General features: G+C 59.4%; 12 protein-coding genes and 1 pseudogene. 2 read left to right on the forward strand and 11 right to left on the reverse strand.

From position 1 onward, the window contains the following. Position 1 precedes the first annotated feature (1 nt). The 9 genes and pseudogenes from ACP7E3_RS16325 to ACP7E3_RS16365 form a co-directional block, all read right to left on the reverse strand. Entirely contained in the window at positions 2 to 448 is a 447-nt protein-coding gene (locus ACP7E3_RS16325) for a DUF411 domain-containing protein (RefSeq protein WP_046383590.1), read from the reverse strand. 107 nt (positions 449 to 555) lie between these two features. Beyond that, positions 556 to 1,809, reverse strand: coding sequence for a ferredoxin reductase family protein (locus tag ACP7E3_RS16330; protein WP_426123711.1), 1,254 nt, complete (start codon positions 1,807 to 1,809; stop codon positions 556 to 558). Between the two features lie 151 nt (positions 1,810 to 1,960). Next, positions 1,961 to 3,286: an MFS transporter gene (locus ACP7E3_RS16335; RefSeq protein WP_046383588.1), complete on the reverse strand. Its 1,326-nt coding sequence runs from the start codon at positions 3,284 to 3,286 to the stop codon at positions 1,961 to 1,963. A gap of 82 nt (positions 3,287 to 3,368) precedes the next feature. Then, positions 3,369 to 4,562 (reverse strand): L-2-hydroxyglutarate oxidase, encoded by a 1,194-nt coding sequence (gene lhgO / locus ACP7E3_RS16340; protein ID WP_017846385.1) that lies wholly within the window; start codon positions 4,560 to 4,562, stop codon positions 3,369 to 3,371. Positions 4,563 to 4,674: 112 nt separating this feature from the next. Further along, a complete protein-coding gene (locus tag ACP7E3_RS16345) occupies positions 4,675 to 5,385 on the reverse strand; it encodes a FadR/GntR family transcriptional regulator (protein ID WP_017846384.1) in 711 nt (236 codons plus the stop codon). A 164-nt stretch (positions 5,386 to 5,549) separates the two neighbouring features. Then, on the reverse strand, positions 5,550 to 6,011 hold the full coding sequence (locus tag ACP7E3_RS16350; protein WP_017846383.1) for an SRPBCC family protein: 462 nt from the start codon (positions 6,009 to 6,011) through the stop codon (positions 5,550 to 5,552). 90 nt (positions 6,012 to 6,101) lie between these two features. Further along, positions 6,102 to 6,293: pseudogene (locus ACP7E3_RS16355) on the reverse strand (hypothetical protein); the annotation flags it as partial. A gap of 32 nt (positions 6,294 to 6,325) precedes the next feature. Continuing rightward, positions 6,326 to 8,086, reverse strand: coding sequence for a M91 family zinc metallopeptidase (locus ACP7E3_RS16360; RefSeq protein WP_426123715.1), 1,761 nt, complete (start codon positions 8,084 to 8,086; stop codon positions 6,326 to 6,328). Between the two features lie 6 nt (positions 8,087 to 8,092). Further along, the gene (locus ACP7E3_RS16365; RefSeq protein WP_017846380.1) at positions 8,093 to 8,227 is read right to left on the reverse strand and encodes a hypothetical protein; all 135 of its coding nucleotides are present in this window, start codon (positions 8,225 to 8,227) and stop codon (positions 8,093 to 8,095) included. A gap of 172 nt (positions 8,228 to 8,399) precedes the next feature. Here ACP7E3_RS16365 and ACP7E3_RS16370 point away from each other — a divergent pair, with 172 nt between their 5' ends. Next, the gene (locus ACP7E3_RS16370; protein WP_017846379.1) at positions 8,400 to 8,594 is read left to right on the forward strand and encodes a hypothetical protein; all 195 of its coding nucleotides are present in this window, start codon (positions 8,400 to 8,402) and stop codon (positions 8,592 to 8,594) included. Between the two features lie 14 nt (positions 8,595 to 8,608). On the opposite strand, the gene ACP7E3_RS16375 is transcribed toward ACP7E3_RS16370, so the two are convergent. Next, positions 8,609 to 8,989: a hypothetical protein gene (locus ACP7E3_RS16375; RefSeq protein WP_017846378.1), complete on the reverse strand. Its 381-nt coding sequence runs from the start codon at positions 8,987 to 8,989 to the stop codon at positions 8,609 to 8,611. Positions 8,990 to 9,155: 166 nt separating this feature from the next. Next, positions 9,156 to 12,251: a membrane-targeted effector domain-containing toxin gene (locus ACP7E3_RS16380; RefSeq protein ID WP_426123717.1), complete on the reverse strand. Its 3,096-nt coding sequence runs from the start codon at positions 12,249 to 12,251 to the stop codon at positions 9,156 to 9,158. Between the two features lie 75 nt (positions 12,252 to 12,326). Between ACP7E3_RS16380 and ACP7E3_RS16385 the strand changes: the two genes are divergently transcribed. Beyond that, positions 12,327 to 12,524, forward strand: a complete 198-nt coding sequence (locus ACP7E3_RS16385) for a hypothetical protein (RefSeq protein WP_132849935.1) — start codon at positions 12,327 to 12,329, stop codon at positions 12,522 to 12,524. The last annotated feature ends 208 nt before the right edge of the window (positions 12,525 to 12,732 follow it).

A 12,732-nucleotide genomic window follows, 5' to 3' on the forward strand; every position in this document is an offset into this window, starting at 1 on the left:
ATCAGTGTGCCGGGTAGTCGGCTACCACCACATCTTTACCGTCGCGGGTCAGGCCGATGACTTGGTAGGCGTCGCCGTGGCCGTCCATTTCCATGCCGGGCGAACCCATGGGCATGCCCGGCGCGGCGATACCGAGCAGATCATCGCGCTTGCGCAGCGCCAACACGTGCTCGGCGGGTACGTGACCTTCGACGAACTTGCCGTCGATCACGGCGGTATGGCACGAGCCCAGGCGCGGCGCGACGCCGAGGCGTTGTTTGACCGCGCTCATATCGGCTTCAACGTGATCATTGACCTTGAAGCCGTGGCTTTCCAGATGGCGGATCCATTGCTTGCAGCAACCGCAGTTGGCGTCGCGGTGTACGTCGATGGGGATCAGCTCGGCCGCCTGGGCCAGGCCGGTGGTCAACAGGGCTGAAAGCAGGGCCAGTCGCAATGGGGTTTTCATGGGGCGTCTCGCAAGTCAGAGAAGGTTGTGGGATGGGCGCTATCATGCCAGTTTACGTCCACCGCCAAACCCCCTTCAGGTGCTGGGTTGACCTGCGTCCCGTGGTTTCAGCGAAACTCGAACCGTTCGCTGTGCAGGTTGGCCGGTGGAATCCGGTGGGCGTTCATCAGCTCGCGAACCTTGACCAGCAAGCCTTTGGGGCCGCAGAAGCTGATATGCACTTTGTCGGGGTCGGTCTCGGCCACGGCTTGGCGCAGGGTGTCGGCCAAGCGTTCGAGGCCGCCGGCATTACTGACAAATTGCGCACCCCGTAAGCGGGCCATGGTCTGCACCTGTTCGGCCGGCGGGAAGGCGCGCGCGGGCGTGAAGCAATAGACCAGCGTGGCTTTGTCGAAGTCTTTGGCGGCAGGGTCTTGCAGCCAGGAAATAAACGGCGAAATACCCACACCGGCGCCGATCCAGATTTCCCGTTCGGCCTGCACGGCACGCTTGAAGCGCCCGTAAGGCGCATAGAGATCGGCGCGCATGCCGACCTTGGCGCAGTCTGCCAGGGCGTTGGTGTAATCCCCCAACCCTCTGATCATGAACGCAATCTGCCCGTTTTCACGGTTGGCGCTGGCGATCGTGAAGGGGTGCGGCTCGCGCAACCCTTTGACCTGCATGGCCAGGAACGCGAATTGCCCGGCCTTGAAGTCAAACCCTTTGTGAATTGGCGCCAGTGTCAAATGCAACGCGCCGTTGGCGCGGTTGACGGCCGTCACCCGGTATTCGCCGGCACGCCCAACCCAGGGGTAAAGCACCAATTTATAGAGGGCTCCGATGACGCCCAGGCTGCAGCACAAGGTCAACCAGACGCCCGATGGCGCGGTCAGGGTGATCGGCGATTTGAAACTCAGCCCGTGCAGGATCACGATCAGGAACAGCGGGCCAGACAACTTGTGCCACCAGCGCCAGACGTTGTAAGGAATGTTGCGGTTCAACGCCAACAGCACGATCAGGCCCAGCGCCACGTAGCTCAGTTGACGGACGAGGCGCGTCCAGTATTTGGGCAGCTCCAGGATGGGCACGCTGTTCCACACATCCAGGTTAGCTTTGAACACAAAGTGATACGTGGCGAACACCAGCGCCCAGATGCCCAACCACTTGTGTACTTCATAGACGCGATCCAGGCCGCCAAACACGTTCTCCACCACCGACCAGCGACTGGCCAGTACGCAGGACGCCGCCATGTACACCAGCGCGCAAGTGCCGAGCAGCAAACTGAGGGTCGCTGAGGTCAGCCATGTCTCGACCGGTATATCCATGAGTAACGTCAACGTCGTGATCAGGAAGAGGACGACGAGGCAGTGACGGGTTTTCAACGGGTGCTCCTAGGGTTTCTTCGGGGGAGTGAATACTCATCTCACATTTTTAGGTTACCCGGTTACGTGAAGAGCGGCCTTGACGTCGGTCATGCGCAAGGGCACAGGCCATGGCCTGGCCCCCGCGCTGAAGTCGACCGAGGTTTTTCGCTCAGTTCTTGAAGGTCGAGTGTTTACGGCCCTGGTCGCACAGGGCGAACACCACCACCAGCAGTGCCGCGATCGCGAGGATAATCACCACCCCGCCTGTGGCGTGGGTCGGCGACGCGGCCACCAGGGACAAGGCTCCCAGCGGTGCCAGGCCGCCGGCGATAGCGGTACCGATTTCGCGGCCGGTGCCGAAGCCCGAGGAACGCGTCTGGGTCGGGAATTGACGGCTTAAGAACGAGCCCTGGGGCGCGAACATCATGGGAGCGAGCAGGCCGGTGCCGACGCCGATGGCAATGTAGATCATCAGGCTGTCGCCAGTGTCGAGCAGGGCCAGGAACGGGTAGGCAAACAACAGCGAGCAGACGCCGCCGAGTACCAGCACTTTTTTGCTGCTCCATTTGTCGCACAGCCAGCCGAAGCACGGCACCGCGACGATGGCGATCAGGCTGGCAATGGTCACCGACAGCGACGTGACGTGCACATCGACGCCTTTGAATTGAGTCAGGTAGGCCAGGGAAAACGTCTTGAAGATATAGCTCAGGGCGTTGTAGCCAATGGCTACGAAGAACACCACCGCCAACCCCTTGAGATCGTTCTTGAACAGCGCTTTGAGCGGCGAAGGCTTGGCGACCTTGGGTGCCTGGCTCAGCTCCTTGAACTCCGGGGTTTCCGGAATGCTGTTGCGCACCCACAGGCCGACGCCCACCAACGCGATACTGCAGATGAACGGGATACGCCAGCCGCCTGCCAGCATGAAGTCGTTGCCATTGATGGTCAGCAGGTACACGGTCAATGACGACAGGAGCAGGCCCAGGTTCAGGCCCAACGCCGGCCAGGCGCCCTGGCTGCCGCGCTTGCCTTCCGACGCGTGCTCGTAGGAAGTAACCGCCGCGCCCGACAACTCGGCCCCGGCGCCCAGGCCCTGGATGATCCGGATGAACACCAGGATGATCGGCGCCCAGATGCCGATGGAGGCATAGCTGGGGATCAGGCCGATCAGCGTGGTACACACGCCCATCATGCAGAAGGTCAATACCAGCACCTGTTTGCGGCCGAACTTGTCGCCCAGGTAGCCGAACAGAATGCCGCCGAAGGGTCGGGCGATAAAGCCGATGGCGAAGGTGGAAAAGGCCATGAGCGAGGCGGTTTTCGGATCACTGTTGTCGAAGAAGATCTTCGAGAACACGATGGCCGCCATGGTGGCGTACAGGTAAAAGTCGTACCACTCCAGCATCGATCCGAAGATCGTGGCGGCGGCGACTTTGCGCAGGCGTTTTTTGCTTTGTGCCGGCGTTTCCGGGGCAGCGGTATGCGGTGTTGCCGTCATTCTGTACTTCCTTCTGAGTCATTATATTTATTGTCAAAGTGACGCTTGTGGCGATGGCCCGGGAAGGGCCGGGGATGCGGTGTCAGCCGGGTGTGAACATGCGATCGGCGATCATTTCGCCGATGGGAATCGCCGAGGTGGCGGCGGGTGAGGGCGCGTTGCAGACATGGAGCATGCGGGGCGTCTGGGCGAACAGAAAGTCGTGGACCAGGCTGCCGTCGCGCATCACGGCCTGGGCGCGGATGCCTGCTTCGTAGGGCAGCAGATCTTCGCGGTTCAACGACGGGCAGTACTTGCGGCATTGCTCCAGGTAGCCGGACTTGAACAGTGAGTTTTTCATCTCGACGCTGCCCGAACCCAGGTTCTGCCAGAGGGTTTTCCAGAAACCGGGGAAGCTGGCGTACTGCGCCACGTCGCGCCAGTTGATCGAGAACTTGCGGTAGTTCTCCCGGCCCAGGCCCAGCACGGCGTTGGGGCCGACGGTGATGCTGCCGTCGATCATCCGCGTCAGGTGCACGCCGAGGAACGGCAGTTCCGGGTCTGGAATCGGGTAGATCAGGTGGTTGACGAGGTTGTTCTTCGAGGCCGGCAGGCGGAAGTATTCGCCGCGAAAGGGGATGATCTGGTGGTCGATCTTGACCCCGGCCATCGTCGCCAGCCGATCCGACTGCAGGCCGGCGCAGACCACCAGGTGCCTGGCTTGCCAGGCTTCGCCGCGGGTGTTGACGGTGACCTTGTCGGTGTCTTCCGAAATGGCGGTGACGGTGCGCTCCAGGCAGATCTCACCGCCTTGTCGGCGAATTACCTGGGCCATGGTTTCGCAGACTTCGCGGTAATCGACAATGCCGGTCGCATCGAGAAACAAGCCGCCCAGACCGATGATGTTGGGCTCGCGCTGGCGCAGTTGGTCGGCGTCCAGGCGTTCGACCTTCAGCTCATTCAACTGCGAGCGCGCATAAAGTGCCTCCATGCGCTGCATTTCCAGGGGCGTGGAGGCCACCAGCAACTTGCCGCACACCTCGAACTTGATCCCGTGTTCGCGGCAAAACCGTTTGGTGGCCTCGGCGCCGCGTTTACACAGATCGGCCTTGAGGCTGCCGGGGGCGTAGTAGATGCCAGCGTGAATCACCCCACTGTTATGCCCGGTCTGGTGCTTGGCCAGCGAGGCTTCTTTTTCCAGGATCACCAGTGAGGCGTTGGGCTGGCGTTTGAGCAGCTCCATCGCAGTGGCCAGGCCGACGATGCCACCGCCGATGATGCAGAAGTCGTAAATCATGGTTTGGAGTACCTAAGGGCTGCACATTTCAGTCTGCTTATCAGGTTGTCAGACTAATGTTTTTGTTAAAAAAATGGCGTGCCTGAGGCACGCTGCACAAAGCTTGGATCATTCAATTCGTGGCAGGCAGCTCAAGTTGCAGGCGTTTGGCCGCTGCGCGCAGGTGCGCTTCGGCATTGGCTGCGGCCGCTTGGGCATCACCATCGGCGATGGCCTGGTAAAGCGCCTGGTGTTCCTGGGTGGCGTCGGCCGAGCCACTGGCAAAACGCGACGCCGAGTTTTCCCAGGCGGTTTTGCGCGCACTGGCCAACTGGCTGCGCAGAAAGTCGTGGAAGGCGACAAAGTAGTCATTCTTGCTGGCTTCGGCGATGGCGCGATGAAACTCGACATCGGCGAGGGCGGCGGCCTCGAAGTCGGCGCGCTGGTCGTGCATTTCCTGCAGCGCCTTCTGCATGCGCTGCAGGTCGTCGGCATCACGGCGTTGGGCGGCGATCGAGGCGGCCTGGGTTTCGATCCACAGGCGCACTTCGAACATCTGCGCCAGGTCCGGACGACGACCGTTTTTTTCCGGGAAGCGAAACACCGTACCCGCAGGGGTTTGCGAGATAAATGAGCCCAGGCCACGCTTGGCTGTCAGCACACCGTCGGCCTTGAGTTGGGCAATGGCTTCGCGCACCACTGAGCGGCTGACGTTCAGTTGTTCAGCCAGTTGCTGTTCAGTGGGCAAACGCGACTCGGGCGCCAATTGGCCAGAATCGATTTCGGCGCGGATGGCGCTGACGACCCGTACAACGAGCGAGTCAGGGCGCTGGAGCTCAAGCATGGAAAAAACCTTGGTAGTCAGGTTGTCAGACAATAGAGGTTACGCTTTTGCCTTGTCAAGATGTTGCCGGAGATGTTTGCAGGCTGTCCGGTCGTTGGGTCGATAGGCTCGCCGTCGAGACTAAGGCGCATCGCGGCCGTGCGGAAGCTCGACGGTATGTTGGCTCATTCGACGAAGGCGGGGTTTTCCAAGCGTTGCTTGAGCTGGTCCAGCGCAACCGTGGACAGCTCCACCATGCGCTCGTGCAAGCCGGCCAGTTGCAGTTCGGTTTCATAGGTCAACACGCGCTTGAACAGCGTGCCGTCACGACAGGCGTGCAGGCTGTAGTGAATCGAGCCGTCGACGGCCAGGGAGGTGAATACCGCCTTGAATTCTTCCGGCGGCCGGGCGATCTGCACGCGGTAACTCATCGGCACCCGCACGCCCAGCAGGTCGATCACCTCGGTAAAGCGCGTGCCGGCGGAGAGTGAACCGGTGGTGCCGGTGTCGGCACTGAGGGAGGTCGGGTGCCATTCGTGCCAGCGATCGGGCTGGGTTACATAGTTGTAGACAGCCTCGATAGGCGCTTGGATAAAGCGTTCCTGACTGATCCGCTCCAGGCGGACCGACTGCTCGACAGCGCGCATGGAACACCTCCTGTGTGGTGAAACTCTGCACCCGGAGCTGTCAGGATAGACCTACTCCCATGCATTGCACGGGAGTGTCTCATTAATTTATCACTGCACCTTGAAGCGGCTCATCAGCGCGATCACCCAGGCATTGGCGTTGAGCAGGCTTTGCGTATTGGTTTCAGTGGCATGGCCGCTTTACACCCGCTCTTCGACCATATGTCGGATATGGACCATGCTGCGGTTGATCCACTCGGTCACAGCGCTTTGCTGCTCGGCAGCCGTGGTTGAGGTTGTTGATATGGCTGACTGGCCGGCGTGTGAAGCATGTTCTAGAGACCGTCCCCCTGAGCACTGGCTTCAAATAGGTATTCTTTCCTAAGCGGTTTACCCATTTCTTCGAGCAGACCGTTCTCAGTGAAGGGTTTTGGATTAATGGTGCTTGGTGGCGTGGCGGGGTCGTTATCGAGGTCAAAAGGTTCTGCATCGCTGGGCAGGCCAACGACTTGGTGTTCTAAATGCGGGACGACGTCCGTTCTGCCTGATTCCCGACGTTGGGTACTCTCACCCGCCAGGAACGTGCCGGTGGCGCCATTGTAGGCATGCCCAATCTCGTGAAAGAGGCCGGTTACGGGAAACCCTGTAAAGGTACCGTCAGCTCGCTCCCGGGTAGACTGGGGGTCATAAAAAATGTGGGCACTATTGGCGCCCAAACCGGCCACACCATTTTGGATGATTCCCTGCTCCGATGGGGTGAGAGCTTCGTATGCCTCAGGTGTCAGCTCGTCCTGATCAGTTCTCCAGAAAATGTATGACGTGTTGCCCGAGTCACCTCGTTCGATGGTGACTTTGCCGCCGTTCAGCACGGCGAGTTCATCCATTTTGGCAAGGGTCTGTTGGCCTAGCGGCGAACTGCGCAGGAATTCGAGGTCGTCGGTTACCCGTTGTTTGAACTCCAGGTGCCCGTCTTTCACGATGAACGCCTGCTCGCCGGCGTTGCTGGGTTTGACCTCGGTGAAAGCCGAGCCTTGGGTACGGTCGAAATGATCACTGGCGTTGGCGTAGATACGGTCTTTGCGCTGATTATTCAAAATGGTGTCGTGGCCTTTCCCTGTATAGAAGGTGGTACGGTCGCGCCCTATAAGAAGGTCATCGTCATTGCCGCCATGTGAAACCGTATGCCCGCTGCCTGAGACGAGTACATCTTCGTTGTCGCCGCCGTCCAGATAACTCTGCTTGGTGGCGGGACCGTCGCCGGCAATGAGCAGGTCCATGCCCTTATTGCCATACATCACGGCATGGCCGCTTCCCCCAAGGATGGTGTCGTCGCCGTCATTGCCCTCGGCATAGCCGAGACCACTGCCCAGTTGCAGGAAGTCCTTGCCGTTCCCGCCATAGAGTCTGCTCCGGCCGCCGCCTGCCCGGATGTAGTCGTTGCCATCGCCCCCTTCAACGTCAACACGAAGCTTGACGTCATCGTCGATTATTACCGTGTCATCGCCCCCTTGGGTTTCGATCCAGAGGTGCTGCTCCGGGCCCTGTTTTTCTTTGATGTCGAAAAAATAGGGCTTGTCGTTGATCAGGATTTGCAGCTTGTCGCCGGGCCAACTGCGTACATGGATACGGTCCGAATGGTTACCGCTTTCCACTAAAAGCCAATTGTTCATAATCTCCGGCTTTTCAGGGGTCGATGTATCCCAGTCAATGAGTCGACTGATTGTCACCTCGCCGTCAGTGTGCAGCGGGTGTTTTCTGCGGTTACTGCCGTCTGGCGTCAGATCGGATGGGGGATCGTAAGGCGAGGGTTTATCGCGAGGGGCAGGTTGTGGCGTGTGGGTATGAGTGGCTGCGAAATAAACGAGAGGAAATAGCATCGGCGGGGCCTTCACATTCAATGAGATGAGCATCTGATTGCGCATCAGGGCTGCCCATTCCGTGGTGGGTTGGCTGAAAGTGTTCCGCAGGATGGCGAGAAGCTTGGTGCAAAATGTTTCGTGCCGGCGGTGATCGGCGGGCCAAACGCGCCCTTTGAAGGCAGGTGGATAAGCGACGGCTTGAGCGGTCTCGCTCTGCGCAGGGAGAGCGAGACGCACGTGTGATCAGCGGTGGTAGTAACCCGGGCCGCCACCGTAGTAACGGTGGTCATGCCAGCCACCACCGTGTGGGAAAATGATGCAGCCGCTCATGCTCAGGATGATCAACAAGGGAATCAGCAGTGTGATTCGACGGAACATTTCAAAATCCTCTAGGGTACTCATAGATTGAATCAGGCGACGGGCAAGCCAAAGTTTTTCATCGCCTGTAACATGAGACCCTGCCGACCCGATTCCATCCCCGCCAGCGGGTATGTATTTGGCATGTTCGGCGATACAAAGTGGATACATTCTTAAGGTTCAGGAACCCGTCATGACGCAAAAGCAACGTTTGAAATACTCGATTCTGATCTCCCTGGTCGTACTGGGGACGATGTTTGGCCTGTCCTACTTGCAGAACACCGGGGTTATCAGCGAAAAAACGTTCCAGTACATCGCCATTGCGGTGGCGGTCACCGTGGTCGTGATCAACGGTGTGATGCGGCGCAAGGTCAAGCCCAACTTCTGATTCTGCTGCGTGGGTCAGGCGCGGCCTTCGAGCACTTTGGCAGCCTCTTCATGGAGGCTGTAGCTTTTGTCGGCATTGAGGGTGATCACGCCCTCGCTGCACAGGCGCTTGAGTACCTCGCGCACGCTGAGAAACGACAACGGGATGCCCAGCTCCAGCAAATGGCTGTGTACCCCGCGTACCCCAAGGGTGCGCTGGTTGTCGGCGGCGGTGAGGAGGGCGTCGATGACCTTCAGCCGGATCAGGCTGGTGCGCAAACCAAAACACTTGAGCAAATGGCGGATGCGCTGATTGCCGTGCTGTTCAGGTGCGCTGCCGAACGCTTGGGCGCCTCTGCCATGAGCGGCCTCGGCGGTCGGTGAATGTCCGTCCGTGGGCAGTTGCGAGTTGTACATGCAAAAAACTCCTTATCAGAGCCTGATCAGGAAAATGATGGCGCTGTTACCTAATAAGACGAACGAGCGATGCAAATCATGAAGTGCCGGATGTAGAAAATTTGTCGGTATCCGCTTTGTCACATTGCAATCGCTCTGGATAGACGTCTTCTGGCTGCTGTTCCCGTCACACCGGCCACACTTCGCCGGCGAAAATCTGCAGGTCGCCGGTCAAGTCATCCGCAGGGGTGAGGGTGCCCGAGGGGCCGGGGCGTGGGTCTGCCGAGCGAACGCCGTAGTTAACGCGTCCGGCTCTTCCATACACGGCGATGCCGGTGGCGCCGGTCAATTCGGAGAGGCCCAGAACATTCTGGGTGGTATTGAGATGATGGCGCCCTACCAGGGCAACCCACTTGTCCTCGCCTGCGTGTTGCTCGATGGTGCGGGTGGCGTAGTAGTTGAACTCTTCGAGTCGTCGTTTGGCCTGCGCAGGCGTCTTGATGGGGCCGCCGAACAGGTGGCGTTCGTCGTTGTGCCGCGTCAGGTAAAAATGGTCAAGCGGTACGATTTCGATCCCGTTGTCTTCGAATTTCTTCAACAGTTCGCCCAGGGTCGGGCGTTGGTTGGGAGGGCGGTATATGAGCCCGATCCGGCCCATGCCATCGTCTTTCCAGCGCATGATTTTGTCGTACACCAGACCTTCTACGAATAGCTTTTTTACCTTGTTCTGAACAAACACATCGACGTTGTCATACAAAGTTCGGAAAGCCGCCAAGCTGCTGTGGGATTCGCCGAATACCAGGCCAGGCGCCGTGCGAAAAGCATCGGCAATCACATCGCTCGTTTTCTTTGGCGCGGGAATGTTTGGAAACTCGGGGCGGGGGGGCAGCCCGTTTGCGGCCATGTGTGTATAAAAATCGCGCATTTCCTGGGCGAATTTCTCATGGGTTGCCTGCTTTCTGCTGGGGGTGAAATGGCCCTCGATGGGGCGGCCACGAATGCTGCTCACGTACTCGGCGTCGGGCAAATGGTCGATTTTACGCACCGGCTCGACTGGCAGCCCAGCCGGCGGTTGACTGAGTGGCGGACGTGACGGTCGGCTCAGCGGGTTGAAGCGATGATCGCGAGCCGATCGCCCCGGGTGTTGGGCAGTGGGTGAGGGCGGCATCAGCGTATGGGTAGGGGTGAATGCGTCGAGTGCGGGCCCGTAAGGCTGCATGGCGTCTGAATCGAAGGCATACCATTTACCGTGTTGGCGTATGGCCGAGCCTTCCACTTGCTGCGTACCCACCTGTAAAACGCCTGTTGCGGCGGCCTCGTAACGTTTGCTGGCGATGACCAGCGACTGGCCGTTGGCAGTGCCGCGCAGCTTGCGGATGCCTTGCGCGCTGGCGCTGATGCCATCCGTGACAAGTCTGCCTGCACCCACCGCCAGGTCAACGCTGCCACTCAACGGGTTGAAGGCGTTGAGTGCGGTGACCCCGAGGATTTTGCCGCCGCGCGCCAAGGCACCCAGGGTTGAACCCGCGTTTGTCACTGCCTTGCCGAGCTTTGCGGTAGCGCCCAACCCGGCCGTCACAAAGCCAAATATATCCAGCGCCAGGTCAATCGCGCCGTCCTTGTAGTGACCGTTGCGCAAGTGGGTGATGGCCGAGCGGAGGGGGATCAGGTTCAATAATGCGTCCGTTGTTGAACTCACCCATTCGCGTCGCGCCTCGTCCGGGGTTTCGCCTGCGGCGTATTGCTTGACGGCAGGCTCATCAAACCCCAACGCCTTGATCAGTGCGTCGGCGATGTAGTGCGTTCGCGGACTTTGGAACGTGTTGAAGGTGGGGTATTGCGGTTCCTTTTCTTCGGCGTCGTAGTTGTGGGTTGAGCGATTGGGATGAAACGCTTCGATTTTGTTGACTTCGTCCGACACGTATTGGTGGGGCCGGCTGATCCTGCCCTGGTCAACCTTGGAGATGATGCCGGTTGTGGTATCGAATTCGTATGTCTGATGGCTGTTTTGATATTCGCTGTGTACGAGGATCTTTGGGCTGGTGTGGAAGAGCTTGTCTTGGGCGAAAGGAATCAAGCTGGTGCGGTAGTCGTTTTCCTTGAAAAAACTGATTTTTCCATAATTGAGGCGTGTTCGATCGGCCAACGGCAGGCGGTCAATGGCACTGATGAGTGAGTATTTTTTTACCTGTTTGATAGTGTCCAGCGCGTTGGTAAATGCCGTGTCGAACGCCTGCGGGATATTGAAAGACGGGCTTCGGGTGAACTGCGCAAACGCCTCAAGATCGATGTCGGCGCGCGCGCCTCTGACCAGCCAGCTCTGCGCGTCGATTTCCAGCCCCTGCTGAGTGATGTCGAGCATCGAATAGGCTTGGCTGAAGCGCGGGGCCTTGGGGTCGTTGGATTTATAATTGATGTGCAACACGCGATCCTCAAAGTCACCGCGTTCGCCGAAGGTGGCTTTCAGCAGATCCAGCGCCATCTGTTTGCGGCTGGGCAGTGTCGCGCCGACTTCTTTGGACGCGGCGCTCAATTCGCTGTGTTGGGTATTGAAGGCTTCGCGGGTGTACTCGATTTCTGCGTTGTTGTACGCCGCATCGTCTTTGGCGTAGAGAAAACCGTTCACCACGCCCCAATCGATCAAGGCGGCCTTCTGCGCCGCTTCACCCGCCGGTGCTATTGAGTCGGCATGGCGCATGACTTCGGCAAAATCCATGTGCATTGCCTTGCCGGGTGCCTGGGCTTCAATCGCAGCCACGGCGATGCACAAGTTGGCCCATGCCTGGCTGCCGTACACCACCGTGGCGGGAATATCCTTGACCAGATATTGCGGCGCCACCCGTGCCAGCAGCAACCTGGCGCCGAGATCCGCGCTAGCGAGGGAAGTCTTGCCGCTGTCGCTCAGGTGTTTGGCCAGTGCGCTGATCATACTGGCTGGCGACATGCCCCAGTGGCTCTCGGCAGCGAGGTTGAAGCCCGCGACGGTATTTCTGCCAGGCTGTTCGATGGATTCGGGGTCCAGCCCCAAATGGATCGCGCTCAGTACATAGTCGTTTGCGCTGGTATCGGTCGCGATGCCGCCGACCTTGGCCTGTATCGCCTGGCCCAGCTCCTGCGCCTTGGGGGTATCGAGGAGTTTCTCCAGTGCCTTGGCCGGGTCCTGTAGCTCGGTACCGGATAGCGGATTACCTTCCAGCAGATACCCCAATGCTCCGCGCCGAGCGTCGAAAAGGGGCAGGCCCGGCAGTTTCTCGGTGTTGTCGGCAACGACGTCGCGCACCACGCGCTGGTGTTCCACGCTCAGCGGCAATGCCCAACTGAGCCCGCCGCCCAAGTTGCCCAATGGGTGCGACAACGAATGATTGATCAGTGCGTCGGCCATGTCGAAAAGGTCTTCACGCGTGGCCGGAATGTACGTGCCGTGGTGTGTGATGAAACGCTCAAGGCTGATTTTCTGCGGCGATTGATGCTGAAGCGCCGAGTCTGGATCGACGTCCATCAGGGTTTCTTGCAGTGCGCGCAGCACTGCTTCGGCGCTGGCTTGCGGTGCCAGTGACTGGGCGGCCTGCTTGAGTTGGCGGGCGAGTGTTTGCAGATTGCGCTTGTGTGCCAATGCGGTTTTGAGGGCCTGGCGGTTGTCATTGCTGTCGACTTCTTGCTCTGTAGGCGGGTCTGCGACCGGAGCCATGTCGTCGGTCGCTAAAGCCGTGGGCAACAGCGGGTAAACAGGTTGCTGGGACGAGCCGGAGGTTAGGGTGACGGAT

This window comes from Pseudomonas sp. PSPC2-3 (genome assembly GCF_049898265.1).
Taxonomy (GTDB): domain Bacteria; phylum Pseudomonadota; class Gammaproteobacteria; order Pseudomonadales; family Pseudomonadaceae; genus Aquipseudomonas; species Aquipseudomonas veronii.

Coding starts and splice junctions, on each gene's coding strand:
- ACP7E3_RS16385 (WP_132849935.1), top strand. CDS start 12,327: ATGATTGATCAGTGCGTCGGCCATGTCGAAAAGGTCTTCACGCGTGGC.
- ACP7E3_RS16325 (WP_046383590.1), bottom strand. CDS start 448: ATGAAAACCCCATTGCGACTGGCCCTGCTTTCAGCCCTGTTGACCACC.
- ACP7E3_RS16345 (WP_017846384.1), bottom strand. CDS start 5,385: ATGCTTGAGCTCCAGCGCCCTGACTCGCTCGTTGTACGGGTCGTCAGC.
- ACP7E3_RS16370 (WP_017846379.1), top strand. CDS start 8,400: ATGACGCAAAAGCAACGTTTGAAATACTCGATTCTGATCTCCCTGGTC.
- ACP7E3_RS16375 (WP_017846378.1), bottom strand. CDS start 8,989: ATGTACAACTCGCAACTGCCCACGGACGGACATTCACCGACCGCCGAG.
- lhgO (WP_017846385.1), bottom strand. CDS start 4,562: ATGATTTACGACTTCTGCATCATCGGCGGTGGCATCGTCGGCCTGGCC.
- ACP7E3_RS16350 (WP_017846383.1), bottom strand. CDS start 6,011: ATGCGCGCTGTCGAGCAGTCGGTCCGCCTGGAGCGGATCAGTCAGGAA.
- ACP7E3_RS16335 (WP_046383588.1), bottom strand. CDS start 3,286: ATGACGGCAACACCGCATACCGCTGCCCCGGAAACGCCGGCACAAAGC.
- ACP7E3_RS16365 (WP_017846380.1), bottom strand. CDS start 8,227: ATGTTCCGTCGAATCACACTGCTGATTCCCTTGTTGATCATCCTGAGC.